At 73.6% G+C, this 24,378-nt stretch carries 25 protein-coding genes; 6 read left to right on the forward strand and 19 right to left on the reverse strand.

What is annotated here, in order from left to right; all coding sequences use genetic code 11:
- Positions 1–10: 10 nt before the first annotated feature.
- From AMK33_RS28610 to AMK33_RS28660, 11 genes are all read right to left on the reverse strand, one after another.
- The gene (locus AMK33_RS28610; RefSeq protein ID WP_073935865.1) at positions 11–1,909 is read right to left on the reverse strand and encodes a DUF2264 domain-containing protein; all 1,899 of its coding nucleotides are present in this window, start codon (positions 1,907–1,909) and stop codon (positions 11–13) included.
- Positions 1,906–2,931: a hydroxyacid dehydrogenase gene (locus tag AMK33_RS28615; protein WP_073935866.1), complete on the reverse strand. Its 1,026-nt coding sequence runs from the start codon at positions 2,929–2,931 to the stop codon at positions 1,906–1,908. Before AMK33_RS28615 ends, AMK33_RS28610 begins: the two co-directional genes overlap by 4 nt.
- Positions 2,932–2,962: 31 nt before the next feature.
- Complete coding sequence (locus AMK33_RS28620) at positions 2,963–3,826, reverse strand: carbohydrate ABC transporter permease (protein WP_073935867.1); 864 nt, start codon at positions 3,824–3,826, stop codon at positions 2,963–2,965.
- Positions 3,823–4,812 carry a carbohydrate ABC transporter permease gene (locus AMK33_RS28625; protein ID WP_073935868.1) on the reverse strand — a complete coding sequence of 330 codons (990 nt, stop codon included), beginning with the start codon at positions 4,810–4,812 and terminating at the stop codon, positions 3,823–3,825. Before AMK33_RS28625 ends, AMK33_RS28620 begins: the two co-directional genes overlap by 4 nt.
- A gap of 25 nt (positions 4,813–4,837) precedes the next feature.
- Positions 4,838–6,169: an ABC transporter substrate-binding protein gene (locus tag AMK33_RS28630; protein WP_073935869.1), complete on the reverse strand. Its 1,332-nt coding sequence runs from the start codon at positions 6,167–6,169 to the stop codon at positions 4,838–4,840.
- A 146-nt stretch (positions 6,170–6,315) separates the two neighbouring features.
- Positions 6,316–7,416 carry a substrate-binding domain-containing protein gene (locus AMK33_RS28635; RefSeq protein ID WP_073935870.1) on the reverse strand — a complete coding sequence of 367 codons (1,101 nt, stop codon included), beginning with the start codon at positions 7,414–7,416 and terminating at the stop codon, positions 6,316–6,318.
- Positions 7,417–7,753: 337 nt separating this feature from the next.
- Positions 7,754–8,551 carry a transferase gene (locus AMK33_RS28640; protein WP_073935871.1) on the reverse strand — a complete coding sequence of 266 codons (798 nt, stop codon included), beginning with the start codon at positions 8,549–8,551 and terminating at the stop codon, positions 7,754–7,756.
- Positions 8,548–9,813: a glycosyltransferase family 4 protein gene (locus AMK33_RS28645; RefSeq protein ID WP_073935872.1), complete on the reverse strand. Its 1,266-nt coding sequence runs from the start codon at positions 9,811–9,813 to the stop codon at positions 8,548–8,550. Before AMK33_RS28645 ends, AMK33_RS28640 begins: the two co-directional genes overlap by 4 nt.
- A gap of 64 nt (positions 9,814–9,877) precedes the next feature.
- Complete coding sequence (locus AMK33_RS28650; protein WP_073935873.1) at positions 9,878–10,279, reverse strand: hypothetical protein; 402 nt, start codon at positions 10,277–10,279, stop codon at positions 9,878–9,880.
- Positions 10,280–10,370: 91 nt separating this feature from the next.
- A complete protein-coding gene (locus AMK33_RS28655) occupies positions 10,371–10,886 on the reverse strand; it encodes a MarR family winged helix-turn-helix transcriptional regulator (RefSeq protein WP_073935874.1) in 516 nt (171 codons plus the stop codon).
- A gap of 34 nt (positions 10,887–10,920) precedes the next feature.
- A complete protein-coding gene (locus AMK33_RS28660) occupies positions 10,921–12,018 on the reverse strand; it encodes a PP2C family protein-serine/threonine phosphatase (RefSeq protein WP_073935983.1) in 1,098 nt (365 codons plus the stop codon).
- A gap of 243 nt (positions 12,019–12,261) precedes the next feature.
- On the opposite strand from AMK33_RS28660, the gene AMK33_RS28665 reads away from it, so the two are divergent.
- A complete protein-coding gene (locus AMK33_RS28665; RefSeq protein WP_073935875.1) occupies positions 12,262–12,759 on the forward strand; it encodes a hypothetical protein in 498 nt (165 codons plus the stop codon).
- A 53-nt stretch (positions 12,760–12,812) separates the two neighbouring features.
- On the opposite strand, the gene pgm is transcribed toward AMK33_RS28665, so the two are convergent.
- From pgm to AMK33_RS28705, 8 genes are all read right to left on the reverse strand, one after another.
- A complete protein-coding gene (gene pgm / locus AMK33_RS28670; protein ID WP_073935876.1) occupies positions 12,813–14,453 on the reverse strand; it encodes a phosphoglucomutase (alpha-D-glucose-1,6-bisphosphate-dependent) in 1,641 nt (546 codons plus the stop codon).
- Between the two features lie 115 nt (positions 14,454–14,568).
- The gene (locus AMK33_RS28675) at positions 14,569–14,976 is read right to left on the reverse strand and encodes a hypothetical protein (protein ID WP_107425232.1); all 408 of its coding nucleotides are present in this window, start codon (positions 14,974–14,976) and stop codon (positions 14,569–14,571) included.
- Between the two features lie 54 nt (positions 14,977–15,030).
- Entirely contained in the window at positions 15,031–15,879 is an 849-nt protein-coding gene (locus AMK33_RS28680) for an STM4011 family radical SAM protein (protein ID WP_073935878.1), read from the reverse strand.
- 11 nt (positions 15,880–15,890) lie between these two features.
- The gene (locus tag AMK33_RS28685) at positions 15,891–17,270 is read right to left on the reverse strand and encodes an STM4012 family radical SAM protein (protein WP_073935879.1); all 1,380 of its coding nucleotides are present in this window, start codon (positions 17,268–17,270) and stop codon (positions 15,891–15,893) included.
- The gene (locus AMK33_RS28690) at positions 17,267–18,088 is read right to left on the reverse strand and encodes an STM4013/SEN3800 family hydrolase (RefSeq protein WP_073935984.1); all 822 of its coding nucleotides are present in this window, start codon (positions 18,086–18,088) and stop codon (positions 17,267–17,269) included. Before AMK33_RS28690 ends, AMK33_RS28685 begins: the two co-directional genes overlap by 4 nt.
- A 55-nt stretch (positions 18,089–18,143) precedes the next feature.
- A complete protein-coding gene (locus tag AMK33_RS28695) occupies positions 18,144–19,319 on the reverse strand; it encodes an STM4014 family protein (protein WP_107425233.1) in 1,176 nt (391 codons plus the stop codon).
- Positions 19,300–20,256 carry an STM4015 family protein gene (locus tag AMK33_RS28700; protein ID WP_073935880.1) on the reverse strand — a complete coding sequence of 319 codons (957 nt, stop codon included), beginning with the start codon at positions 20,254–20,256 and terminating at the stop codon, positions 19,300–19,302. Before AMK33_RS28700 ends, AMK33_RS28695 begins: the two co-directional genes overlap by 20 nt.
- Before the next feature lie 7 nt (positions 20,257–20,263).
- A complete protein-coding gene (locus tag AMK33_RS28705) occupies positions 20,264–21,223 on the reverse strand; it encodes an STM4015 family protein (RefSeq protein ID WP_073935881.1) in 960 nt (319 codons plus the stop codon).
- Between the two features lie 221 nt (positions 21,224–21,444).
- Here AMK33_RS28705 and AMK33_RS28710 point away from each other — a divergent pair, with 221 nt between their 5' ends.
- The 5 genes from AMK33_RS28710 to AMK33_RS28725 all read left to right on the forward strand — a co-directional run bounded on the left by AMK33_RS28710 (position 21,445) and on the right by AMK33_RS28725 (position 24,374).
- The gene (locus AMK33_RS28710) at positions 21,445–21,771 is read left to right on the forward strand and encodes a hypothetical protein (RefSeq protein ID WP_073935882.1); all 327 of its coding nucleotides are present in this window, start codon (positions 21,445–21,447) and stop codon (positions 21,769–21,771) included.
- A 58-nt stretch (positions 21,772–21,829) separates the two neighbouring features.
- Positions 21,830–22,882 (forward strand): DUF6745 domain-containing protein, encoded by a 1,053-nt coding sequence (locus AMK33_RS28715; protein WP_443030933.1) that lies wholly within the window; start codon positions 21,830–21,832, stop codon positions 22,880–22,882.
- Between the two features lie 89 nt (positions 22,883–22,971).
- Positions 22,972–23,124 (forward strand): hypothetical protein, encoded by a 153-nt coding sequence (locus AMK33_RS42995; RefSeq protein ID WP_167748598.1) that lies wholly within the window; start codon positions 22,972–22,974, stop codon positions 23,122–23,124.
- A gap of 84 nt (positions 23,125–23,208) precedes the next feature.
- Positions 23,209–23,625, forward strand: a complete 417-nt coding sequence (locus AMK33_RS28720; protein WP_073935883.1) for an ATP-binding protein — start codon at positions 23,209–23,211, stop codon at positions 23,623–23,625.
- Between the two features lie 68 nt (positions 23,626–23,693).
- Entirely contained in the window at positions 23,694–24,374 is a 681-nt protein-coding gene (locus AMK33_RS28725) for an adenosylcobinamide amidohydrolase (RefSeq protein WP_073935884.1), read from the forward strand.
- The last annotated feature ends 4 nt before the right edge of the window (positions 24,375–24,378 follow it).

Below are 24,378 nucleotides of genomic sequence, written 5' to 3' on the forward strand. Positions count from 1 at the left end.
TCCCGGCCGCTCACCGCTCCGTGTGACGCACCTCCACCGGCTCGAAGGTGATCCGGGTACGGGCCGTGCCGTCGGCCCAGACGACCTCGACCGTCCCGTCGTCCACCCGGACCTCCTCGACGGCCTCCGACAGGGGCGCGGCGTCCGCGTCCGCCGTGAGGGAGGCCAGACTGACGTGCACGGAGGTGCCCGCACACCTGCCGGTGAGGCGCGGGACGCGGGCCCAGCGGGTCCAGGCCGTGCCCTGGGGCGCGCGGACCAGGCCGGGGGACGGGTCGTCCCAGCCGTGCAGGCCGTACAGGGCGGAGGTCAGCGGCTCCTCGGGGCCGGTGGCCCAGCCGGTGTGGGTGAGGCGGGCTCCCTCCGGCGCCCCCACGACGCGGTGCACGCGCAGCTCGTGACGGCCGTGTGCCACCGTCACGCTCTCCACCCGCAGGCCCGGGACCATCGGCGGACCGCCGGCGAACACGGGCCGGTGCCACGATGCCGCCCAGCCCCAGCCGTCGCCGTGTCCCGCGCCCAGGGGGTGGATGCGGCGGCGCACACCGGACCGGCCGCCGGTCTCCACCGACAGGTGGTTGTCGGCGACGTTCCCGGGTGCGGTGGGACCGGTGCGGGTGGAGTAGGCCTGGCGCCCGTAGTGCGGGTCGTCCTCGGCCGCCGTCTCGCCCTCGTGCGGGCGCACATGGTCGCTGCCGTGGTTGTGCAGCCGTACGATCCCGTCGGCGCGGGTCGCCTGGACGAGCAGTCCCGGCGCCGGCAGCGCCAGCACGCGGTCGGACTCCTCCACCGGTGCCGGCTCCTCGCGGGCCGTCCAGAACGCGTGGTCGGCGGGGGCGAGCAGGGCGACGAAGGCCTTCGACGCCCAGTACGGTGACGCCGGGCCGGAGTAGCTCTGCAGACTGGCCTCGTGCGGGCCGTACCAGCCGCTGCCGAGCAGGCCGTCGGCGGTCAGCGCGCCCCGGTCCAGGAAGTGGCGCAGGCTGCCGCTCGCGATGCGGCGGGAGGCGCCCGGCGTCAGCGGGGTGTGCCCGGTGACGGCGCCCAGCGCGACGGCCGCCGAGGCGGCGAAGCGGTACGTCAGTGACCGCCCGAAGTGCAGCGGCGCCCCGTCCGCGCCGAACATCAGGGCGTAGCCCTCCAGATGGGCGCGCAGCCGTTCGCCGTGGCGGGCCGACGCCTCACCGTCGCCCGCGAGATGGGCGTCGAGGACCGGATAGAGGTGCAGGGCCCAGCCGTTGTAGTGGTCGAAGGCGCGTCCGTCCCCGTCGGCGTACCAGCCGTCGCCCCGGTACCAGCTCTCCAGCAGTTCCAGCGCCCGCTGCCGCGCGGCAGCCGTCTCGGCGTCGCCGCGTCCGACGGACTCCAGGAACCCGGCGACCGTGTACGGGAAGAGGTACCAGTTGTTGGGTGCCGGGGTGTGCCGCAGCGAGCCCCGCAGCCACTCCTCCGCGCGCTCCTGCACACCGGGGTCGAGGTGCTTCCACAGCCAGGGCGCGGTGAGCCGCAGGCCGAGCGCGACGGACGCCGACTCGACCATGGGCTGGCCCTGTACGTCGTGGTCGAGGATCAGCGGCCAGGACTCGGTGTCGTCGCGGCCGGGGGTGCGGGTGCCGGCGGCGAGTCCGTTCGCGTACCGCTCCAGCAGTCCGTGCGGGTCGTCCCCGCCGGAGCCCGCGACGCGGAAGGCGGCGGCGAGGAACGTCCTGGCGTAGCCTTCGAGTCCGTCGGAGCGCACTCCCGAGCGGGAGGGACGCCCCGGCAGGTCGAGCAGCGCGCAGCCGGGGGTGCTCCAGCGCCAGGCCGCCGCGAGGAGTCCGTCGGCCACGGCCTCCCAGTGGGCGCGGGTGTATCCGGTGCGGGGGCTGACATCGTGGTCGTCGGCGGGCAGTTCGAAGGGGATGCTCATGCCAGGAAGGCCAGCCTTTCGCGTCGTACGGGATGGAGGAAGCCCTCTCCGGAGGCCCAGCGCGCGATCTCGGAGAGGGCGAGATCGGCCAGCCGGCGCCACTCGTTGCCCTGGGAGCCGGCGAGGTGGGGGGTGAGGAGAACGTTGTCGCACTCCCACAACGGGTGCTCGGGCGGCAGGACTTCGGGGTCGGTCACGTCGAGCACGGCGCGGACACGGCCGGCCAGCGCGGCGTCGGCGAGCGCGTCCTGGTCGACGACCGCGCCGCGCGCGGTGTTGATCAGTACGGCGCCGGGGCGCATGGAGTCGATCAGTTCCCGGCCGACCAGTCGGCGGGTCTCGGGCAGCAGCGGGGTGTGCACGCTCACGGTGTCGCCGCGCCGGAACAGCTCCGCCAGGTCGACGCGTTCGACGCCGAGTTCCCTCGCCCCGGCCTCGTCGACGAACGGGTCGTACAGCAGCACGTCGACGTCGTGCGGGCGCAGCAGGTCGATGACCCGGCGGCCGATGAGGGAGGCGGACAGGATGCCCACGGTACGGCGGTGGTTGCCGACCGAGCGGGAGGTGCGCAGCCAGTCCGGCCGGGTGCGCGAGGCGCGGTAGTCGCGCGCGCTCTCCAGGACCTGTTTGCCGGTGAGCAGGATCATGGCGAGGGTGTACTCGGCGACCGGGACGGCGTTGGCCGCGGCGGCGGAGGACACCTCGATGCCGCGTTCCCAGCAGGCGTCGGTGACATGGCCGCGTACGCTGCCCGCGGTGTGCACGACGGCCCGCAGCCGGGGCGCCGCCCGCAGCACGTCCGCGTCCAGGGGCGGGCAGCCCCAGCCGGTGACCAGCAGCTCGACGTCGGCGAGCACGGTGCGGGCGCGGGGCGTGGTCAGGTCGTCCAGGACCGGGAGCGGTGCGAGGTCGCACAGCGCGGCGAGGGCCGTGAGCGACTCGGTGTCGAGGACCGCCGAGGCGACGTCCGGGGACATGGCCAGTGCGGCGCGGGGGCGGGGGCCGGGCGTGGACTCGGTCATGGTGGCGGGGCAACTCCTTGTGCGGGCGGGGTCACTTCACGGCGCCGGCGGTCAGACCGCTGCGCCAGAAGCGCTGGAGCAGGGTGAAGGCGAGGATGAGCGGCAGCACGGCGAGCAGTGACCCCATGATGACGACGGGGTAGTACTCGGGCGAGACCGACGCGGAGCTGTTCCACTGGTACAGGCCGAGGCTGACGGGGTACAGGTCCTGGTCGGACAGCATCACCATGGGCAGGAAGAAGTTGTTCCAGATCGCGGTGAGCTGGAAGAGGAAGACGGTGACCAGGCCGGGGCCGAGCATTCTGAGCGCCACCCGGACGTAGGTGGTCAGCTCGCCGGCGCCGTCCACCCGCGCCGCCTCCAGCACCTCGTCGGGCACGTAGCCCCGGCTGAAGACACGGCCGAGATACACGCCGAAGGGGTTGAACAGCACCGGGATGAACACCGCCCAGAAGGTGTTGACCAGGCCGGTCTCGGACGCCATCAGGTACAGCGGCAGCGCGAGCACCGTCTGCGGCACCATGACCGCCGCGAGGACCAGGCCGAACAGCTTCTCCTTGTGCCGGAAGCGGTACTTGTCGAAGGCGTAGCCGCAGGCGACGCTCACCAGCGCGCCGAGGGCGGCGCCGAGGACCGCGTACAGCAGGCTGTTGGCGTACCAGCGGCCGTACAGCCCGCCGTCCATGGCGAACAGGTCCTCCAGGTTCCGCAGGAAGGAGAAGTCGCTCAGGGACAGCAGGTCGCTGCCGAACAGCGCGTCGCGGTTCTTCGAGGCGGCCAGTACCAGCCACAGCACCGGCAGCAGCGTGTAGAGGACGGAGATCGCGACGACCGCGTTGACGGTGGCGCGGCCCAGCAGCCTCGGGCGGAGCAGGGAGCTGTCGATGGCGCTCATCGGGCCTCCTGAGAGACGTCGGCGCGGCTGGTGAAGCGGGTGACGCCGTAGGACAGGGCGATGGTGCAGACGAGCAGGACGACCGAGGCGGCCGCCGCGAGGCTGTAGTTGTTGCGGGTGAAGGCCGCGTCGTAGATGTACATGCTCGGCGAGAACCGGGCGCTGATCATCGGGGAGGACTGGCTGAGCAGCATGGGCTCGGTGAAGAGCTGGAGCGCCCAGATCAGGGTGAAGATCGCGACCATCACGACGGAGGCGCGCACCAGGGGCGTCTTGACCTGGAGCGCCGTGCGCACCGGTCCCGCGCCGTCCACCACGGAGGCCTCGATCACCTCGCGGGGCACGGCCTGCAGGGCCGCGTAGAAGACCACCATGTTGTAGCCGAGGTTGCTCCACAGGGCGATGTTCACGATGGACGGGATCACCGTGTGGATGCCGAGGAAGTCGATGGTGATGTCCGCCTCGGCGAACAGTTCGATCACCGGGCTGATGCCGGGCGTGTAGAGGTACAGCCAGATCAGGGCCGCGATGATGCCGGGCACCGCGTGCGGCAGGAACAGGCCGAGCTGGGCGAAGGCCCGCAGCCGGACCACGCCGGAGTCCAGCAGCAGGGCGAGCGCGAGCGCGCCGACGACCATGAGCGGGATGTAGATCAGGCAGTACAGGGCGACGGTGCCGAGCCCGCTCAGGAAGGTGGGGTCGGTCAGGACGGCGGCGTAGGAGCGCAGGCCGACGAAGACGGTGCGCTCGGGGCCGAAGCCGAGGCCGGGCTGGTCGTCGCTGTAGAAGCTGAGGTGGACGGCGGTGCCGACGGGGATCAGGAAGACGGTGACCAGCAGGGCGAAGAACGGCGTCATGAGGACGCCGCAGGCGGTCAGTTGACGTCGTTTCGCCGCCCTGCGGGCGCGCGGGCCGGAGGCGGAGGGCGCCGGTGCGGTGGCGCCGGGTGTGCCGGCCGGCACCCGGTGCCGGGTGGTCGTGGTCATGGGGTGTCACCTGCCTTTCGTCGGCTCAGGTGCTGTGCTGGGTGGTGGACAGGCCCAGGGCCTTGAGGTCGGGCATGGTGCCCTCCTGGGCGGTGCGCAGGGACTCGACGAGGGTGCCCTGGCCGCCTCCGACGCGGGCGAAGGAGTCCTGCATGACCTTCTGGGTCGCGCTCATCCGCGGTCCCCAGAGCCAGTTCCCGCCGATCTTCTCGGCCTCCTGCTCGAACAGGGTGTAGACGTCCTGCCCGCCGTAGTACGACCGGTCGAAGGCGTCCCGGCCCACGGGGACGAGGCCGGGGGCGGCCGGGTACTGGCTGCTGCTGCCGCTGGAGAGGCGGGCGCGCAGGGCGTCGGGGTGGGAGACCTGCCACTCGATGAACTCCATGGCGGCCTCGGGGTACCGGCTGTCCTTGGTGACCGCGAACGTCGAGCCGCCGTGCGTGCCGACGGAGGGGCTGCCGGTGTCCCACTGCGGCAGCGGCGCGATCCGCCACCGGCCCTTCTGTCCGGGCCGCGCGTTCATCTGCGCGCCGGCGTCCCAGGCTCCGCTGAGCCGGGTGAGGACCAGGCCGCCTCCGATCTGGGCGTCGGACTGCCGGCTCTCGACGGCGTTCACGAAGACGTCGTCGCGGTCGATGAGCCGCTGCCAGTAGTCGGCGACCTTCCGGGAGGGCGCGTCGGCGAGGGAGACGTTCCAGGCGCCGCGCGAGGTGTCGAACCAGTGGGCGCCGGCCTGCCAGGCGTACGCGGCGAACTGGGTCATGCCGTCGGTGGGGAACAGCACCAGCCGCCGGTCGGGTGCTTCGCGGCGCACGGTCGCGGCCTGTTCGGCGAACTCGTCCCAGGTGCGCGCGACGCGTAGCCCGTAGCGGTCGAACAGGTCGGCGCGGTAGTGCATCACCATCGGCTCGACGTCCAGCGGCACGCTGAACACCCGGCCCTCGAAGGTGGTCAGCCCGAGCGCCTGCGGCAGCAGCTTGCGGCGCAGGCCGTCACTCACCAGGTCGGTGATGTCGCGGGCGACGCCGTCGATGGCGTACCCGGGGACCTGCGGATACTCGATGGTGGCGACGTCGGGCGCGTTGCCGGCCCGGGCGGCGTTGCTGAGTTTGGCGTAGCCGCCCTGCCCGCCGGAGGGGATCTGTTGGAACTCCACCTGGACGGTCCGGTGGGTGCGGTTGAACGCGTCGACCACTTCCTGGCTGCCGCGCAGGGCGGACCAGAAGGTGATGCGCGTGGTGGAGCCCGTGCGCGCCGACGAGGCACCGTTCCCCCCGCTGCAGGCGCTCACGGCTCCTGTCAGGGGTACGGCGGCCATCGCGGCGAGCACGGACCGACGGCTGGGTCGTCCGGGCATGGCGCCTCCCGCGGCTCCTGCGTGTCGGGGGACACGCCTGTTCGGGACACGGGAATCCTCAACGCTCGACCGGCAAACGGTCAATAGATCGATCAGAAGAAAATGAAACGTTCAAACGCTCATCGCGTTCATCTCGGTCATCGCGTTCATTCGGTGACGCCGGCCCGCGCCCGGGTGGATCCGCGCACGCTCAGCGTCGGCAGCAGTTCCGTCCGTCGCACCGGTCCCCCGCCGCCGCGCGGGGTGTCGAGCCGCCGGAGCAGCAGCTCGGCCGCGGCCCGTCCGACCTCGGCCTTGGGCGGGGCGACGGCCGTCAGCGGCGTGGTCCCGAGCCCGGCCACCACGTCGTCGTACGCCACGACCGAGCAGTCCCCCGGCACCCGTACGCCGTTGTCCGCGAGCTGCTGTACGAGCATCAGCGCGTCCACGTCCCCGTGCAGCACCGCCGCCGTGGCCCCCACCTTGCGCAGCAGCGCGGACAGGTCCGCCGTCTCCTGTGCCGTGTACGGCCCGTCCTGGCCGGCCTCCGGGGCGCACAGCGTCCACGCCCACTCCTCCACCAGCGGATGCGCGTCGGCGATCCGGGCGCACGCGGACCGCAGGGTGCGCGCGGTGGGGCTGTCGTCGCGGGTGGCGAACACGATCCGCCGGTGGCCGAGCCCGACCAGGTGCTGCACGGCGAGGTGGACGCCGTAGGCGTGGTCGGAGCAGACCGAGTCCATCGCGTGCAGCGCGCTGCCCGGCCGGGGGCGCCGCTCCATCAGCACCGCGGGCACGTCCAGCGCGGCGAGCCAGCCGTAGTCGCCCTCCTCGTCGGCCCGGGTGCGCCAGCGCGGGGCGAGCAGCAGGCCCGTGGCGCCGTCCGCGAGGGCCCGCTCCACCAGCGGCCGTTCGGCGCCGGCCACCTGCGGCGCGATGTGCAGCGCGATCCGCTTGCCGGCCGCCTCCAGCACCGAGCGGGCGCCGTGCAGGGACTCGTACAGGTAGGTGTGGCGCTCCGGGACGACGACGGCCACCGCGTCACCGTCCGGCGCCGGTGCCGCCGGCAGGTCCTGGGCGGCGAGGGCGGAGCGCACGACGCCGTGACCGCGCCGCAGCCGGCCCTCCTGGGCCAGCTCCTCCACGTCCCGCCGCACCGTCACCACCGACACCTGGAGTTCGGCGGCGAGGTCGCTCACCCGCGCCGAACCCCGGGACTCGACGGCGGCCAGGATCCGCTGTCTCCTGAGCTCGACCGGCTCCCGCATGAGGCCCCTCCCCGCATCAGGATGTTCGTTTGAACGATACGGGCATCATAACGATCGGTCGGGGTCGCGGGACCCGGTCGGACGGAGCCGGCGGCGGAGTCCCGGGCCGCGCGGCCGGTGATCCGGTGCTCGCGCTCCGTGCGCGGGCCGTCCCCCTGCCCGGAGCGTCACGGCTGCCGCCCCGGCATGGCGACAGCGGCCCGCCGGATGTCCGGCCCCGGGCTGGCCGGTGGTCGAGCGACCCGGCCGGCCACCGGATTCTCCCGCCTTCCCCGCGGGGACGCCGACCGTCGCGTCCGGGGCGGGGAGCGGCTGGACGGTGAGGGAGTACGACCGTTCAGCCGAGGGCGGTCACCTCGACGGCGAGGTCGTTGTCGACGGTGTAGTAGGGGCGCACCGCGGACCCGCCCGCGGTGACCCGCGGGTACACGAACACCGCCTTGCGGTCCGCCACGTCGTCGAGGAGGCGGCCGACCCTGGTGAGCGGCGCGTCGGCGGCGGGGCGGAGGAAGACGTCCCAGATCCGGCTGTCGGAGGCCACGAGGTCCTCGCAGGCGACGGTGAAGGCGAAGCCGCCGTCCCCTGCCGGCCGTACCGGGACGCCGTGCAGGGTGTCCTTGGTGCCCCGCAACCGCAGCACCGCCTGAGCCCCTTCGGAGAGTTCGGCTCCGTGCAGCCGGGCGCGGACCGTCATCGTCCCGTCGGCGATCTCCACGGGGCCCGCCTCCGTGTGGGCGGTGCGCAGCCAGGTCCGTATCGCGAGGAAGCCGTCCTTGGTGGTGTACGGCACCCGGACGGCCACCGGTGACGGCCACTCGCGCGAGCCGCCGTCGACGAGCGCCCGCAGGTCCCGCGGGCCGGGGCGCAGCCGCTCCCGTCCGGCGTCCGGACCGGGCAGCAGATACGTGTCCCAGCGGCCCTCCGCGAGCCGGGGCAGCGCCTCCAGCACGGCGCGGAACTCTCCTTCGTCGCCGTGGGGTTCGAGGTCGAGGGTGCGGGTCGTCTCCTCGGGCCGGCCCTTCTTGGGGCGCAGCACCAGCAGCAGCCGGGGGTGTGTGGCGGTCGGTGGCCGCAGACGGAAGGTGATCCGGCCGTCGGCGTCGACGGAACAGTGGGTGCGCGGGGCCGTGTTCATCGGCGTCCCTTCCGTACGGTGCGCAGCGCGTTCGACGCGGCGGCGCGGGCGAGGTCGCGGGCGGCGTGGCCCCGGCTGACGAGGGTGTGCTGGATTCCGCCGTGCTCCGGGGTGCCGTGCCGTCCGCCGCTCCGGGCCTCGATCGCGTCCTGGAAGAGGCGCTCGGCGTGGGCGACGACCGGGCCGGGGGCGAACCGGTGCGCGTTGGCCACGGCCGCCTCGCCCATGCGGCGGCGGCGCTCGTCGTCGCGTACCAGGTCCAGGAGGGCCGTGGCGAAGGCCGCGCTGTCCCCGACCGGCACCAGCCGGCCGTCCTCGCCGTCCTTGATGATCTCGCCGGGTCCGTAGGGGCAGTCGGTGCTGACGAAGGGCAGGCCGCAGCGCATCGCCTCGACGAGGGTCATGCCGAACGGCTCGAAGTTCGACGCGGCCACGCCGATCGAGCCCTTGACCCACTCGGCCTCCATGGGGATCGCCGCGCCCATGAGAAAGACGTTGTTCCACAGGCCGAGGCTCTCGATCAGGGCGCGCAGCCGGTCCTGTTCCTCGCCCTTGCCGTAGATGCGCAGCTGCCAGTCGGGGTGTTCGGCGGCCACCCGGGCGAACGCCTCGATGATCAGGTCGAACCGCTTGACGGGGACCAGCCGGCCGGCCGCCACCACGACCTTGGCGGTGCCGTCGGCGGTGGGGAGCGTGGGGTCGGGGACGCTGTTGGGGAGGGCCTCCACCCGCACGCCGGGCAGCCGCATCTTGCGCCGGTAGGAGCCGGCGTCGGCCTCCGTGACGGTGGTGAGCACGTCGAGCCGGCGGTAGGCGCGGCGCAGCGCGGCGCGCAGCGCGGGCGGATGGTTGTCGAGGGTGAGGTGCTCCTGGCCGACGCGTACGACGTGCTCCGGGGCCTGGAGGGCGAGGTGCACGTTGAGTCCCGGCCGGGTGCCGATGACGACGTCGGCGTCGATGTCCGCCAGGCACTCGGCGATCCGCTGGTCCGTCAGTTCGCTGTACTGGTGGTGGCGGTACTCGGCGGTGGGGAACACCTTGGCGGGTCTGCCGTGCAGCGGGTGGTCCTTCTCCCTCCGCAGATCCACCAGCGCCCGCAGCCGTACTCCGGGGTGCGGAGTGAGATTGGGGTGTTCCCGGTGCCTCAACACCGAGACGATCTCCACCTCGTGCCGTTCGGCCAGCGCGGCCGCCAGGTTGAACGTGGTGGTGATCGTGCCTCCGATCCCATAGGCGTTGTGGATCAGAAAAGAGATCTTCATAGCGGCCTAGACCGCATAAGTCGTTCAGGAGTTGTCCGCTGTTATCAGTTTGTGGCCGCGGTGATCACGGTTGTTGAAGTGCCGGGTCCCGGCGCTGGATCCGCATGCCGGGGCGGCGGCGGTGGACGGTCAGGTACGTCAGGCCCTCGGGACCGGCGGTGAGGCTCCGGGTGGAGCCGTGCGGGAGCCAGGTCAGGGTGCCCGCGGGGAGGGGGCGGGGGCCGTCGGGGGCGGTGAGGGTGCCGTGGCCGGCGAGGACCAGCAGGAGGACGTCGAGGTCGGGCTCGCGGTGGGTGCCGACCCCCTGTCCGGGCGGGATGCGTACGACGTTGGCGTCGAGTTGGCGGCCCGGCTCGGCGAGCCGCCACAGGGCGCCGGCGGCCGCGCCGTCGAGGGCGGCCGTGTCGCACAGGACCCGCGGGAGCGGAATGTCCTCGCCGGAATCGTCGCTGCTTTCTGAGGTCATGGGGTGTCACCGTCCCGGGTGCGTGGACGCGGCGGCCGTCCGCGGCCGCCTTTCAAATGCGAACCTAGCATGCAGATTTGGGCGGTGCCGGTCACGGTCCGTCGTCCACCGCCCACCCGAGCGGGTACGGCTGCGGTTCGGTGGCGGGGGGCTCGCCGCCGGCCTCGTTGAACGCGGTGAGGGCGCCGACCAGTGCCGCCCGCTGTCGTGGGGCCAGCCGCTCGACGATCGCGGCGATCTCGGCGCGGCGCCTCGCGGTGACGTCCTCGACCGTGTGCCGGCCCTCGTCGGTGAGCCGCAGCAGGGTCTCCCGGCGGTTGGCGGGGTTGGTCTGCCGGTCGGCGAGGCCGGCCGCGATCAGCCGGTCGACCATGCGCATCGCGGTGGACGGGGCGACGTGGAGCAGGTCGGCGAGCGTGACCAGCTTGGTGGCGCCGCGGGTGGAGAGCACCATCAGCATCCGGAACTGCGGCAGCGTCACCCGGTCCTCGACCGCGGCGAGGGAGCGCGCGGACACCGCCACCAGCAGCCGTGAGGCGGTCAGCACCGCACGGGTGACCGCCTCGACGTCGTCCCTGGCCCCGCCGGGGGGCTCCTCCCGATGCATGTGTCCTTTGTACCTCGCGGTGATCGCCGACCGTTCACCCGGTGGGCGCGGACTCCACGTCCTGGTGGCGGTGGTAGCGCAGGAGGAGCATCGCGGCGTCGTCGCCGGGCGGTCCTCCCGTGTGCTGGACCAGGTCCTCGCGCAGGGCCTCCAGGGCGTGGTGCGCGTCGGGTTCCTTCAGCAGGTGCGTGCGCTCGCCCAGCGGGTAGAAGCGCCCGTCCCGGTCGCGGGCCTCGGTGACGCCGTCGGTATAGAGCAGCAGTTGCTCGCCCGGGGCGAACGCCACCCGGTAGGGCTCCGGTCCCTCGGCGCCGTGCGCGGACAGGCCCAGCGGCAGCGCGAACGACGGCGGCTCCGGGAAGTCGGTGCCGCCGTCGCGGCGCAGCAGCATCGGGGCCGGATGGCCGTAGTTGAGGAGGACGACCTCCTGTCCTGCGCCGATCTCCGCGAGGATCGCGGTGACGAACCGCTCGCCCTCCAGCTCCCGGGCCACGCTGCGCTCCACCCGCTCGCCCAGCTTGACGAGGTCCGGCTCGTCGTAGGCGGCCTCCCGGAAGGCGCCGAGGACCACGGCGGCCGTCTCCACGGCGGCCAGGCCCTTGCCCTGCACGTCGCCGAGGATGACCCGGACGCCGTGCGGCGAGGCCACCACCTCGTAGAGGTCACCGCCGATCCGCGCCTCGGCGACGGCGGACGTGTAGGAGACGGCCACCTGCACGGGCCCCGCGGTCAGCGGCACCGGCCGCAGCAGCACCCGCTGGGCGACCTCGGCGATCGACCGCACGCTGGCCAGTTCCGCCTCCCGGCGCGAGCGCATCACCGCGGCGGCGATACCGACGCCGGTGACTCCGGCGACCGACGCCATGGCGGTGTAGCCGCGGCGCGCCGGGAACAGCTCGTTGTACAGGCCCAGCCCGATGCAGAGCAGCAGCGCCAGTACGCCGATCACCGCCGTGCGGCGCCAGCCGCCGACCAGGCCCGCGAAGGCCGGCCCCAGCGACACCAGGGGGAGCAGCCCGACTCCCGGACCGGCCACGACGTCGACGACCGCGATCACCGCCATCACCACGAACGGCATCCAGGACAGCGCGGACAGCGCCCGCCGGCTCGATGGCGGTTTCTCGTCGGTCATGTCCTGCTCCAGCGGTGTCGAGGGCACTCGAGAGCCGCCCGATTCCTCCGCAGACGCCCCTCCCCCACCTTTAGCCTATGCAAGGGTCGGCCGCTCCGTGCTCCCCCGGGCGGACCTTTATCCGATCGAGTCCGCACCCGGGCCGCACCGTCTCAGCCGTATGTTCGGTTCCGCGGGCCGCTGTTCATTCGTTTTTGCGCTGTGCAATGATCCTGGCGGGATCCTCGAAAGGAATGAACGGACGTGACCGCGCAGAGGCCGGACGACGGCGGAACGCCGGAGGAGCGGGACGGTACGCCGTCGCTTCCCGAGGAGGTCTGGCAGCGGTTCCTCACCGACAACGAGCACGCCATCCGGGCCACCGCCCCCAGGGAGCCCTCCGCGCTGCAGCGGACGCGGCCGCACGCCGACGGCGGTGCGGCGCGGGGGGACGCCGGCGTCGAGGCGGTCGGTGATCTGTGGCAGCCGAACGATCCGTGGGAGGGCCCGTCCTGGCGGGAGATGGACGGGCGCGCCAGGCTGCGCCGTATCGGCCGCGTGGTGGGCACGGCCGCCGCGATCGCCCTGGCGCTGGGCGCGTGGTCGCAGCTGTCCACCGGTGCGGGCACACCGGCCGAGGCGCCCGGCGACACCGTTCTGCAGCAGTCGGAGGAGATGCCGGCGGAGCTGCCCACGGCGACGTCCCTGTCGCCGGAACTCACCTCCCCGGCCCCGTCCGCCCCCGGCGTCCGGACCGGCTGACGCACCCCGGCCACCGTGGCGGGTGACCGGGGCGTGCCCGTGCGGGGTGCGGCTCAGTCGCTCAGTGCCGCGAGGACCACGGCCTTGGCCTCCTCCTGCACCCGGCGGAGGTGCTCGGGACCCTGGAACGACTCGGCGTAGATCTTGTACACGTCCTCGGTGCCGGAGGGGCGGGCGGCGAACCAGGCGCTGTCCGTGGCCACCTTGATGCCCCCGATGGACGCGCCGTTGCCCGGCGCCTCGGTGAGCACCGCGGTGACCGCCTCCCCGGCCAGGGTGTCCGCGGTGACCTGGGCGGGAGACAGCTTCGCCAGGCGGGCCTTCTCCTCGCGGGTCGCCGGGGCGTCGATCCGCTCGTAGGCGGGCTCGCCGAAGCGGGAGGTGAGGGCGGCGTAGTGCGCGGAGGGCGTCTTCCCGGTGACGGCCGTGATCTCGGAGGCGAGCAGCGCCAAAATGATGCCGTCCTTGTCGGTGGTCCACACCGAGCCGTCCCGGCGCAGGAAGGAGGCCCCGGCCGACTCCTCACCGCCGAAGCCGAGGGTGCCGCCGGCCAGTCCGTCCACGAACCACTTGAAACCGACGGGCACCTCCACGAGTTCGCGCTTCAGGTCGGCGGCGACCCGGTCGATCATCGCGGAGGACACCAGGGTCTTGCCGACGCCGGCCGCGGACGGCCACTGCTCGCGGTGCGCGTAGAGGTAGCCGATCGCCGTGGCGAGGTAGTGGTTGGGGTTCATCAGCCCGGCGTCCGGGGTGACGATGCCGTGCCGGTCGGCGTCCGCGTCGTTGCCGGTGGCGATGTCGAAGCGGTCGCGCTGCCGGATGAGGGACGCCATCGCGTGCGGCGAGGAGCAGTCCATCCGGATCTTCCCGTCCCAGTCCAGCGTCATGAACCGCCAGGTCGGGTCGGTGAGCGGGTTGACCACGGTGAGGTCGAGCCGGTGCTGTTCGGCGATCCGGCCCCAGTACGCGACGGACGCCCCGCCCAGCGGGTCGGCGCCGATCCGTACGCCGGCCGCGCGGATCGCGTCCAGGTCCAGCACGTTCGGCAGGTCCGCGACATAGGTGCCGAGGAAGTCGTAGCGGCCGGTTCCGGGTGCGGCGAGGGCGCGGGCGTACGGGATGCGGCGGACGTCCTCGAGGCCGCCGCGGATGATGTCGTTGGCCCGGTCCTGGATCCAGCCGGTGGCGTCCGAACCCGCGGGGCCGCCGCTGGGCGGGTTGTACTTGAACCCGCCGTCGGCGGGCGGGTTGTGGGACGGGGTGACGACGACGCCGTCCGCGAGGCCCGTGGCGCGGCCCCGGTTGTGGGTGAGGATCGCGTGCGAGACCGCCGGGGTCGGGGTGTAGCCGTCGGCGCCGTCGATGAGCACCGTGACCCCGTTGGCCGCGAACACCTCCAGGGCGGTGACCCGCGCGGGCTCGGACAGCGCGTGGGTGTCGGCGCCGAGGAAGAGCGGCCCGTCGGTGCCCTGGCCGGCGCGGTACTCGCAGATGGCCTGGCTGGTCGCGGCGATGTGGTCCTCGTTGAACGCGGCCGTCAGGGACGAGCCGCGGTGTCCCGACGTCCCGAAGGCGACGCGCTGCCCGGGGTCCTCGGGGTCGGGGTGCAGTGCGTAGTACGCCGTGACCAGCCGAGCGACGTCGACGAGATCCTCGGGGCCGGCCGGGCCGCCCGCTCGCTCGTGCTGCATGTGCCCACTCCTCCGCAGGGGTTGATTCTTCGCTTGCGGAGACATCTTTCCTCTTCGGGGCCGCACCGCGCGAGTGGGGCCCGGCTCCGCGCCGTCCCGCCCCGCCGCCCCGGTGTCAGATCCGGCCGCCGGTCATCCGGGTGAGAGGGCCGTGGGTGTGGCGTTCGGCGCGCCGGCCCACCGCGTAGGAGGCGGCGGTCAGCGCGGTCAGGCCGGCCGCGGCACCGGCGGCGACGAGCCTGCGGTTGGCTACCACCGTCCAGGCGGTCTTGGCGCCGGCGGCGACCTGGCCCGAGGTGGCGACGACCGCGCGGCGGCCCGCCTCGACCCCCTTGGCCGCGGTCTGCGCGGCGCCGCTCGCCGCCCGGGCCGCGCGCTCGGCGCCCGACGCGGCCGTCGACGCCGCGTCACCGGCCTTGCCGGCGGCGGGGGCGGTCGCCTTGTCCGCGGTCTCCCGGGCCTTGGTCGCGGCGGACCGGGCGGACGTGGTCTTCTGATGCGCGTTCTTGTTCTGTTCACTCATGGACACCGACTTGCCGCTGGCTTCCGCGGCAAACACGTCACGTGGCGCGGGCGGTTACCCGGCCGGGGCCGGTATCCGTTCCAGCACACCGCCCGCGAACACGTCGTACAGCGGCAGCGTTTCGAGGTGGACGTAGCCGATGTGGCAGTCACAGGTGGTGAGGGGGCAGGGGCGGGGGCGCAGCGCCTGCCGGTAGCTGCCGTCGTAGAGGTTGCCGAGTTCGGCGCGGACGAAGTGGCAGCGGCGGACCGTGCCCTCGCCGTCGACGGAGATCACGGACTCCCCCGTGCGGCAGGGCAGGCCCGCGCTGGCGTGGGGACGGCGGCTGTAGGGGAAGAGCGGGTCCAGCGCGGTCCACACGCCGGCCTCGGTGTCGTCGTAGGTGTGGCCCTCGGCTGCGTTGACCCACAGGTACACCTTCTCGGGCAGGTCGGCGCGCAGCCGCCGGGCCGCGTCGAGGTGCTCGGGCAGTCCGACGACGCCGACGCTGAACCGGACGCCGAGGCGGTCCAGTTCGCGGCATTTGGCCAGGAAGCGGTCGTAGGGGGTCTGGCCCGGGTGGTACGTGCACCACAGGGCGAGGGTGTCCAGGTCGGCGCCGGCCAGCCAGTCGGTGCGGCAGCTCAGGTTGGTCTGGATGGCGACGCGGCGGATGTGCGGCCGGTGGGACAGTCGGGTCAGGGTGCTGCGGTACCAGGAGCGGACCAGGCCCTCGCCCCAGGGGGTGAAGAGCAGGGAGAGCCGGTCGGTGGTCTGCGCGTCGGCCCAGTCGGCGAACCTCTCCAGGCGGGCACGGTCCGCGCGCAGTTGCTCGCGGCTGTCGCGGCGCTTGGCGAAGGGGCAGTACGGGCAGTCGTAGTCGCAGGAGGCCAGCGGGCCCCGGTAGAGGAGGGTCAGGTCCATCGGCTGCGGTCTCACTTCCGCTCGTAGGCGGCCATGGCGGCCCGCACGGCCGGGGAGAACAGCTCCGGGCCGATGGCGTCGGAGTGGGCCAGGCCCTCGGGGGTCAGGCGCAGGCGCGTGGCGCCGGGACCGGTGTCCTCCACCAGCCAGTCGCGGTCGGCGAAGCGGGACAGCTCGGCCGGGAAGTCGTCCGCCGGGGTGCGGCCGTCGAACCGGGCGCGGTAGTCGGCGGGGTCGAGGCCTTCCGCCTGGAGCAGGGACTGCAGCAGGTGCCGGCGGCGGGCCTCGTCGGTGTCGATGCGGCGGCCGTACTCGGCGTGGGCGAAGTCGGTGGCCGGGCGGGAGACGTAGTCGTCGACGATGCCGCGGATCTCGTGCATGCCGACGGCGTAGTCGAAGGAGTAGTGCAGGCCGGCTGTGTACGAGCGGGCGCCGCAGCCGAGGCCGATCATGCCGTCGGTCTGGCAGGCGTAGTCGTCCGCGCCCTGCGGCGGGGCGTCCGCGCGGCGGAACATGCGCATGGACTGCTGCGTGTAGCCGTGGGCGAGGAGGTGGTCGCGGCCCAGGCGGTACAGACGCAGCCGTTGTCCGTCCCAGGCCGGGTCCGCCTCGCCGGCGCGGCGGCCGAGGCCGGTCAGGGGGCGTATGTAGAGGGGGTAGAGGTAGAGCTCCTCGGGGCGCCAGGCGAGGGCCGCGTCCAGGGAGCGCAGCCAGGTGTGTTCCGTCTGGCCGTCGATGCCGTAGATCAGGTCGATGTTGAGGACGGGGATGCGGGCGTCGCGGATACGGCCGAGGGCCGCCTCGACGTCGGCGCGGCGCTGCGGGCGTACGGCGGCGCGGGCCTCGGTGTCGTCGAAGCTCTGCACGCCCAGGCTGAGGCGGGTGGTGCCGCGCGTGGCCAGCACGTCGAGGCGGTCGGCGGTGGCCGTGGCGGGCGAGGCCTCCACGGACAGCGGGACCGCGCGCAGGTCGGCGCCCATGCGGTGTTCCGCGATGTCGCACAGCCGCTGGAGTTCGGCGGCGGTGAGGAAGGTGGGGGTGCCGCCGCCGAAGGCGGCCGTGGCGAACCGCACGGGTGCGCGCTCCCCCAGCGCCTCCCGTACGGCGGTCGCCTGCCGGTCCAGGGCGTCCAGATAGGCGCCGGTCAGGCCGTCGGGGGCGCCGATGCGGGTGAACAGGTTGCAGAAGCCGCAGCGGACCTCGCAGAACGGGATGTGCAGGTAGAGGGAGAGGGCGTCCTTGGGTTCGCCGGCCCAGAGGGCGTCGAGGCGGGGGCGGTCGGCGAGCCGGCGGTAGGCGGTCTTGTGCGGGTAGGCGTAGACGTAGCTCTGGTACGGGCTCACCGGGACGTCGGTGCCGGTCCGGGCGGGGGTGGCGGTGGTGGTGGTCATCGGGCGGCCTCGGCGGGGGTGCGGTCCAGGAAGAAGTGGGCGTAGGGCACGGTCCACACGGACTCGTGGCCGATGCGGTGGCCGGTGTAGCCGTCGTCGCCGTAGGCGGTGCCGTGGTCGGAGCAGACGACGGCGAAGCAGCGGCGCCGACTGCTCGCGGCGGCGAACAGCCGGCCGATGTGCCGGTCCACGTACTCCAGGGCGGCGGCGTGGGTGGCGCGGCTGTCACCGTCCTCGCGGGTCGCGCCGGGCCGGTGGAACCAGTTGGGCTGGTGCAGTGCGGCGACGTTGACGAAGAGGAACAGGCGCTGCTCGTGGGGGAGTTCGCGTACGACGTGTTCCACGCGGGCCACCTGGGCCTCGAACGACGTGGGCGAGGCGACGCCGAACTCCGGCTCCCAGTGGGACTCCTGGAACAGGCCGGGCAGCACCGAGCCGAGCGGGCCCCGCTTGTTGAAGAAGCCGACCCCGCCGACGCACACCGTGCGGTAGCCCTCCCGCGCGAGGCCGGACACCAGATCGGGGGTGTCGTGGACGAAGGTGCGTCCGGCCGTGGTCTCGCTGCCGGCGAACCGGGCCGCGAACAGCCGCGGATGCGGGCCGGGCGCGGCGGGTGTCGGCAGGAATCCGGCGAAGATCGCCTGGTGGGAGGCGTAGGTGAAGCTGCCGGGGGCGTGCCGCCGCTCCCAGCGGCCGCCGGGCAGATGGCGGGCCAGGTTCGGGATGCGTCCCTCGGCGGCGAGTTCGGCGGCGACGTCGAAGCGGAGGGTGTCGAGGGTGACGAGGAGGATGTCGTGGCTGCCGACGATCTCGTTCATGTCCGGGTCGTGGTCCGGTGCGGCGGCCCCGTGGGGGCCGGGCGCGGGCGTCGGTTCAGGCGCTGACATGGGTGGTTCCCGTTCTGTACTGGTGGTGCGGGCGGGACGGGCCGGTGGTGCGGCGCAGGACCGCCGCGACCTGGGCCGCGTAGGTGTCGAGGCCCTCCGCCCCGCTGCCCGGCAGTCCGGTGAGGCGGGGCAGCAGGTCACCGAAGGCGTTGACCTCGCCGACGGCGAACCGGCGCCAGCCGACGGCCGGGAGCAGGTCGACGCCGACGCACAGGGTGCGCGGGAAGCAGGCCGCCGCGCGCTCGCACACGGCGAGGACGTCCGGCCACCGGCCGCCGGCCGCCTCGACGGCGTCGTGCACCGCGTCGAGGTCGCCGCGGGTGCCGCCGAGATGGAGGTTCGTCATCGGTGAGGTGCTGGTGCGCACGACGGCGTGGGTGGCGCGGCCGGCCACCACCACGACCCGCAGATCGGCGGCGCGGCCCCGCTGGGAGGCCTTGGGCAGCCAGCGCTCCAGGTGGAGGCCGTCGGGGGCGAGGGCGTCCACGACGGCGGCGATGTCCTGCTCCCGCTCGTAGCGGCGCACCGTCAGGGAGTTGAACAGCCTGCCGTCCCCGGTGAGTTCGACGGAGGTGGTGGCCCTGATGCGGCCGCTGCCCGACGCCTCGACGGCGAGCACCCCGGAGGCCGAGGAGCCGTGCGCGAGCTTGACGAAGAGCCTCGGCATACGGTGCTCGCGCATGACGGTGCGTACGTCGTCCCAGCCGGTCACCCGTACGGCGTCCGGGCCGGAGGTGGGTGACTCGGGCACGGGGACGTCCGCCGCGTCGAGGACGGCGTGGCAGCGCCGTTTGTCGAACATGACGGCCAGTTCGCCGGCGTCGTCGAGCCGGACGCCACCGCGCAGTCCGCGGACGGCCTCGGTGAACCGCGCGTACCAGCGTGCCGAGCCCTCCACGCGGGTGGGGTCCTGGACGTCCCTCAGCAGCCGGTCGACGTCGGGGTTCTCGCCGGGTGAGTCGAGCCGGACGGCCTCGTCGGCGGCGAAGTCGGCCCCGCCCTCGCGCAGGACCCGCTCCCAGGGCACGACGCGCGGTGCGGGCAGTCCGGCCGCGCGGGCGGCGTCGGTGAAGAGGGCCGTCCTGCGGTTCTCGGGGTTGCCCACGACGGCGAGGCGCACGGGCGCGCCGGCCTGCCCCGGTTCATTCCCCGACCGCGACATAACGCTCCTCCGGGCGGTACTCGCTGCGGTGGGCGGGTGTGAGGCCGAGGTCCTGGATGTGCGGTCCCAGTGTCCCGCGCACGCGGTGGGTCATCTCCTCGCTCATGTAGTGGTGCCCGAGGTCCAGCGCCCGCAGATGGGTCAGCGGCTGCCCCGAGAGCAGCGCGGCTCCCCCTTCGTCGCTGAGGGTGCCCATGCTCAGGTCGAGGGAGTCCAGACCCGCGACGACGGGCGCGGCGGCCACGACGGCGGCGATCTCGTCCTGGATGTCGCTGTTGCACAGGCCCAGGTGGGCGAGCCGGGGGCTGCGGTCCAGCATGGCGAGGAGTGCCTGGACGTCGGCCGGGGTGCAGTCGCCGCCGTACCAGTTGGTGCCCAGCCACAACTCCAGGTGGTGCAGGGCGGGGAGGTCGCAGGCCGCCAGGCCGCGTACCGGCTCGGGCGGCAGACCGCCGGACTCGATGCGCAGCCTGCGCAGCTCCTCGTGCCGCAGCGGTTCGATCACCAGCCCCTCGGCGCCGCGCACGCCGAGTTCGTACAGACCGGGCCAGGCGCGCAGCACCCGGCTGACGTCGCCCTGTTTGATCCAGGAGATCTCCGACTCCTCGGACTCGACGTCCCCGAGGAAGACCGCCCGCAGCCTCGGCAGGCGGTGTGCCTCGGCCGTGATCAGGTCGAGGGCGGGGTCGATGCCGTGCTCGTCCCACTCCTGCCACCAGGCGCGGATGACGAGGGCCACGACCTCGTCGGTGCGGACCCGGTCCAGGAACGAGTTCCACCGCTCCTCGAACGACACCTCCCGGTCGGCCGTGAGCCGCCAGGCGACCGAGGCGGGAGGGGGTGGGTGCGGGCCGGGGCCCGGCTCCTCGTCGGGGCCGGTGAAGTGGTGCACGGGCAGGCCGTGGAAGTGTTCCAGGTGGGAAGGGTAGTAGTACACGCGGTGTTCACTCCCCCACGCTGACGTAGCGGTGGACGGTGCCGTCGTCGTCCTCGTCCCAGTCCGCGTCGTCCTGGTCGAGGTCCACCTCGACGCCCGCGGCCTCCAGCGTCTCGCGTACGCGCTGCCGCAGGGGCTCGCTCAGGTAGTTGTGGTGCAGGTCCAGCTTCTTGAGATGGGTCAGCGGCTGCCCGCCGAGGAGGGCGGTGGCGCCGTCGTCGCCGAGGGTGCCCATGGACAGGTCGAGCACCTCCAGCCGGGCGACGACCGGCGCGGACGCCACGGCGGCGGCGATCTCGTCCTGGATCTCGCTGTTGCGCAGGGCCAGGTACCGCAGCCGGGGCAGCCGGACGCCGGAGAGGATCGGCTCCAGGTCGGCGGCCTCGCTGTCGGCGCCGTACCAGGAGGTGCCGAGCCACAGGTCGAGGTTCTCCAGCGCGGGCAGTTCGCTGGCCCCGACACCGCGGACGACGTCCACCGAGAGACCGCCGGTCTCCACGATCAGGGTGTGCAGCGCGTCGTGGCGCAGGGCGGGGAACCGCAGCCCCTGTCCCCCGCGCACACCGAACTCCTCCAGGTCCGGGAAGGCCGACAGCAGGGGTGTCACGTCGGTCTGGGTGATCCAGGAGATCTCGCACTCCTCGGAGTGCATGTCCCCGAGGAAAAGCGCCCGCAGGCCGGGCAGCCGGTCACGCGCTGCCACCAGCGCCTCGACGATGTCGGCGGAACTCCTCTCGTACGCGTCCTCCCAGGCGCCGACGACCAGGGCGCGGACCCGGGTGGTGTCGACCGCGGAGCAGAAGCGGGCGAAGGCCTCGGTCCACTGCTCCTCGGCGTCGTAGGTGTCGGCGGTGATCCGCCAGGCCACGGCCTCGGGTCCGGGCAGCTCACGCGGTGTCTCGCCGGGCCCGGGAAAGGTGAAGGCGGGAAGGCCGTACAGCTCCTCGAGGTGGCCACCGATGGTCATACGGGCTGCTCCTGTCGTGCGACGCGGGAAGGAAGGCGGTGCGTGGGCGAGGCCGTCACGGGGCACGGGGTGCGGGCCGTCCGGCGGTGCGTGCAGCAGTTCTACCAACAGCGACTGACAACGCCCGGCGGAGGGTCCGGTGACGGTCCGTTGTCAGTGCCGGCTCGTACTGTCCGCACATGGACTCCGGAGCACCGTGCGCCGGAGCGGAGGGGAGAGCCATGTACCGGCAGGGAGACGTGCTGATCGTGCCCGTCGCGGACGGGGCGGTGCCGTCCCACGTCCCGGACGCGCCCAAGGAGCCGCGCGACGCCAGGGGCCGGCTGGTGCTGGCCCTGGGGGAGGTCACCGGACACGCGCACGCGGTGCTCGGGAAGGGCGAACTCGTCCGTGAGCCGGGCCCGTTCGGGCCGTTCCTGCTGCACCTGCCCGAGGGCGGCCGGGTCGTCCACGAGGAGCACGCGGCGATCGCGCTGCCGAAGGGATGGTTCCGGGTGATCCGGCAGCGGGAGTACGTCCCCGGCTCGGTGCGGCTGGTGGCGGACTGACGGACGCCGACGACCGTACGGAACACCACATCACAGCAGGGGAGAGGGGACGTTGACGATGACGATCACGCAGGAGAGCGGCGAGGCGGCCGCACTGGCGATGAGCACCGGGGAGACGGCGCGCTGGCGTGCCCGGGCCTCGGCCACCGGGCCCGCCGACCGGGCGGCGGCGGAGGAGGGCATCCGGATGGCCTACCGGAGCGCCGGGCTGGCCGAGCCGGAGCGCGTGATCTGGGCCGGGTCGCCGCGCGAGGGCGTGACGCTGGTCCGGGAGGGCACGGACTTCGGGGCGAGCGTGCGCGAGGCGGTGCGCACCGCGCCGTGGGCGGCCGAACGCGACCGGCGGTACGAGAAGTTGGGTGCGACGGGCTGGTCCCGGCACTGGTCGGTGACCGGTGGCGCGCTGTGGGACGCCACTCAGGCGCTGGTCGACCGGATCCGCGCCGGGGTGCTCGACGACCTCGCCGCCGACGAACCGGCCGCCCGCACGGAGATACGGCTGATCCTGCTGGACGCGCTGCTCGGGCAGCACGACGCGCCGTGGCTGTCCGCCCTGCGCACCGAGGGGTCCGCGCTCGCCGGGCCGGCCCTGGTGTGCCGCAGCGCCGGCTGGTGGTGGCCGTTCGAGAAGGTGGCGGTGGTGTGCGAGCGTCCCGTCGCCCTGCACCGGGACGAGGCCGGCCGGCTCGACCACGGCGACGGGCCCGCCCTGGAGTTCCCCGACGGTTTCGCCCTGTGCGCCTGGCGCGGCATGCCGGTGACGCGCGCCTTCCTGGAGGAGCTGCGCACGCTCACCCCGGAGCGGATCCGGCAGGAGGAGAACGCCGAACTGCGGCGGGTGATGCTCGAGTACTACGGCTACGACCGCTATCTCGCCGACTCGGGGGCGCGGCCCCTGCACCGGGACGGCACGGGCACGCTCTGGCGCATCGAACTGGCCGACGACGAGCCGGTCGTCATGGTCGAGGTCCTCAACTCCACGCCCGAACCGGACGGCACCCACCGCACGTACTGGCTCCGTGTGCCGCCGACGACCCGGACGGCCCGGGAGGGGGTGGCGTGGACGTTCGGCCTGGGGGCGGAGGTGTACGAGCCGCTGGAGGAGACGTGAGCCCGTCCGGCCGCCCGAGGGCTGACTCCGCCCGCAGGGGGTAGGCGGAGAACGGCAAGGACGAACCGGACCCGCGGAAGGGAGCACCCATGCCGAGCATGGTGGAGCGCATCAAACAGTTCGCCAGGAGCCCTCAGGGGCGGCGTACGGCCGAGCAGGTGCGGCGGGCGGCGGCCGACCCCCGGCGCCGGGCCCAGGCACAGCGTCTGCTGGGCCGGCTCCGCGGCGGCGGCCACCGCTGAGCCGTTCGAGCCGTTTCGCTTCCGCTTCCGCGCGGTCCGGCACGTACTCGTCCGGGCCGCGTGGCGACGACCAGGAAGGATTCCATGAACGAGTCGTCGGTCCGGACGGTGGGCTGGGCGCGCTCACTGCCGATGGATCACGGGGTGAAGGCGGCCCGTGACTGGGCACGCGAGCACCTCGTCGCGCTGGGCTGGGACACGGCCGCCCCCGAGACGGCGGACGCCGTGCTGCTGACCGTTTCGGAACTGGTCACCAACGCGCACGTCCACGCCCGCAGCAGCGCGCAACTGGTCATGTCGTGGGACGGCCGTTGTCTGCACATCTCGGTGCACGACAGGTCCGCGGCCCTGCCCGCGCCCCGTGGACCGAGCACCGAACGTGCCGGCGGACGCGGCATGCTGCTGGTCGACGCCCTGGCCGACACCTGGGAGGCCCGCCCCTGCCCCCACGGCAAGACCGTCACGGCCTGCTTCCGGCTGCCGGAGGGCGCACGGCGCTGACCCGCCCCGTGCGCGGCGGTCGACAGGCCCTAGGATCGGTCGGTCCGCCCAGCAAGGAGCCCCGCACGGTGACCGCCGTTCTCCCCCAGCCCCGTTCCACCCCCGCCCTGCCGTCCCCTAGGTGCCTGACCCGTGTCGAGAACGGCGAACGGCTGCACTCGCTGCTGTGGACCGCGGGACCCGGCCGGCGGATGATCAGCAGCGCGGTGCTGGGCGGGGGCATCGGCGAGCGGACCTGGGTCCTCAACGCCCAGGTCTCCCACGGCTACCGGCGCACCGACCCCGACCGGCACCTGGCGGATCTCGCCGCCGCCGCGGGTGCGCGGGGTCCGGGGGTGGGGCTGATGACCGCGGCGGACGTCTCGGCGTACGCGCGCGCTGAGGACGCCGGCGCGGAGGCCTGCGTCACGGCGGGCGTCGACGTGCGCGGCTGGGCCGCACGGCCCGGGGAGGGCGCGGACGGGCTCCAGGGTCCGGGCACGATCAACATCGTCGTCGCCCTGCCGGTGCCGCTGAGCGACGCCGCCCTGGTCAACGCGGTGAGCACGGCGACGGAGGCGAAGGTGCAGGCCCTCCTGGAGGCGGGCCTCGACTGTTCGGGCACGCCCACCGACGCGGTGTGCGTCGCCGCCCGCACACCGGGCCCGGACGAGGAGGAGCACGCCTTCGCCGGACCCCGTTCCCTGTGGGGGGCGCGGCTGGCGCGCGCCGTCCACCGCGCCGTGCGCGAGGCCGTGACCACGCCCTGACACC

This window comes from Streptomyces sp. CB02400 (assembly GCF_001905725.1).
Taxonomy (GTDB): Bacteria; Actinomycetota; Actinomycetes; order Streptomycetales; family Streptomycetaceae; genus Streptomyces; species Streptomyces atrovirens.